The organism is Pseudomonas sp. TWR3-1-1, from assembly GCF_049896545.1.
Classification (GTDB): Bacteria; Pseudomonadota; Gammaproteobacteria; order Pseudomonadales; family Pseudomonadaceae; genus Aquipseudomonas; species Aquipseudomonas weihenstephanensis.
In genome coordinates this window covers 1-1,376 of record NZ_JAFCUO010000040.1, presented here as the reverse complement: position 1 = coordinate 1,376, position 1,376 = coordinate 1, and the positions used below count along the sequence as shown (strand labels likewise).

Below are 1,376 nucleotides of genomic sequence, written 5' to 3'. Positions count from 1 at the left end.
CTGCGGAAATTCGTAGATCACCGGCAGGAACTGGTTGTCGTCGATGCGGCCGTCACGCACGGCGCGGGAGTACTTGAGCTTTTCGCGGAACACACCGGCAGGCGGTTCGTTGGACTGCGTGGTCAGCCAGATAACAAAGCCTTCGGGCCGAGATGCAAGTCCGCCTGTGGCTTCGCGGATGATGTCCGGCGCTTTGACGTTCTTGCCGAACAGCCACGCTTCGTCGATCAGTACCCCTACAGCTTTCTTACCGCCTACCGTGTCGCCATCGGCTGCCACCACTTTGAGCGTGGCGCCGGTTTCGCGGTGGGTGATGGTGCGAAGGTGCGGCTGGACGTGCATCAGGTCGCGCAGCTCTTCGTCGTGCTTGACCATGTCGGCCGCAGGCTTGAACGAGTTGTCAGCGATCTCTTTGGTCGGGGCCAGGATGATGAACTCGGCCGACATGCGCCAGTTGCGGATCAGCGCTGTGAGCATGATCCCGGCTGCAATGGTCGATTTGGAGTTCTTCTTCGGAATACACAACATGTACTCCGAAATCATCCGGCGCCCGGTGGTGTAGTCGTAAGCGCCGAAGATCGCCCCGGCGAAGTCGAACACCCACTCGGCGCAAGACTCGCCAATGGTCGGGCTGCCCGGCGCATCGACGATCTTGAGTTCGCGCAATACGGCCAGACCGGCCTCGGCTTCGTTTGGAAACAAGGGTGCCGGAATGATCGATTGCCTCAGGCGCAGCTTTTGCTCCCAATCTGGGCAGGCGGTTGTCCATTGCATTTACTTGACTGCCTTCAATGGGGGGGGCGGACTGGAGCCAAAGCGCCCTGCCCCGGCTACCTTGGCCGCGTTTTCGCGCTCGGTCTTTTTCCCGGTCTCGCCTTTACGTTGGTGCATGAAAGGCATCAGGGCTTTTGCAGCGTCGACCCGCAGCTTTGCCTCGGCTTCATGATCATTCATGGCCGCCAACAGGAAGGCTTTGGGGTCGGAGTAGGACAAGGCTTTGCTCAAATCGAAGCTTAGCGTGTCATCCGGTTCGCTCGTTTGTGTGACCTCATCAGCTGGTTTTTGCGCTGTTGAGGCTTTAACAATTTTCTTGGTTTTTTTGTTAAAGGTCGTTCCGGCCATTGCGGCCATCACGTAAGGGTCTTTTGCAAGCCGTGATCCGGCTGCCGATGCGCTGGAAGCTGCGTAACCTGCGGCTATGGCTGCGTCCTTATTTGAGGCACCGCCCCGCAAAGCGTCGACGAATGCCCGCTTCTTGGGTGTTAAAGCCATTAACAAAAATTCCTGAAAAGGGGAAAAAATGTGCGCGTGCGGGAGGGGGTGGTGTCCGAGACAAAAGGTCTGGAGGTTTTGACCCGCCCCCCCCCTTGCTCAAG

General features: G+C 58.3%; 2 protein-coding genes. Both read right to left on the bottom strand.

Going from position 1 to position 1,376, the window contains the following annotated elements; translation table 11 throughout:
* The coding region (locus tag ACP7A4_RS23050; protein WP_426248504.1) for a terminase large subunit domain-containing protein at positions 1 to 774 on the bottom strand (774 nt) is incomplete at its 3' end.
* Positions 775 to 1,272, bottom strand: a complete 498-nt coding sequence (locus ACP7A4_RS23045; RefSeq protein ID WP_048401732.1) for a terminase small subunit — start codon at positions 1,270 to 1,272, stop codon at positions 775 to 777.
* Between the last annotated feature and the right edge of the window lie 104 nt (positions 1,273 to 1,376).

Excerpts from the sequence above, each read along its gene's own strand:
- ACP7A4_RS23045 (WP_048401732.1), bottom strand. The coding sequence starts at position 1,272 with ATGGCTTTAACACCCAAGAAGCGGGCATTCGTCGACGCTTTGCGGGGC.